At 54.3% G+C, this 446-nt stretch carries 1 pseudogene; it reads right to left on the bottom strand.

Annotation, left to right across the window (positions count from 1 at the left end):
• A pseudogene (locus QN399_RS26190) lies at window positions 1-218 on the bottom strand (hypothetical protein); the annotation flags it as partial.
• Window positions 219-446 lie beyond the last annotated feature (228 nt).

Genomic DNA, 446 nt, shown 5'->3' with positions numbered 1-446 from the left:
CCTCTGGCCTGGACGACCCACGCCGAGAGTGATTCCCAAGGGACGAAGATCGGTTCGGTCTGGCCTGCGGGGACGAAGCAGACTTCACGGCGCTGGCGGTTGAAGCGGGTAGGGACGAGGGTTTCGTATTTGGCGAGGTGGTTGAGGGAGATGATTATGCCGAGGGCTAGAGCGAGGCCGCCGCCCCACGCGCCGATTTGCAAGCCAGATGGGATCATACCCAATGCAAAATCAACAGAACTTTTTAGATTCTCTCCTAGGAATAATCCCATTAGACCAAAGATCATTGGAGCCAAGAAGGCGACCATAACAAAGCATGAAAATGGTCCCCCCACAATTAGTTGCCAACTAAATGTAGTCGGTAATCCCAGCCCAAAATCCATGTGGGCGTCGCTCACCTCACCTACCGCATTTCCATAGTCCTGAGCCGGCATATCGGTAGGCAA

Origin of the sequence: Pseudomonas sp. 10C3 (genome assembly GCF_036346185.1) — a bacterium.
In the GTDB taxonomy this organism is placed as follows: domain Bacteria; phylum Pseudomonadota; class Gammaproteobacteria; order Pseudomonadales; family Pseudomonadaceae; genus Aquipseudomonas.
The sequence above is the reverse complement of the archived record's forward strand: the minus strand, read 5'-3'. Positions and strand labels throughout refer to the sequence as shown.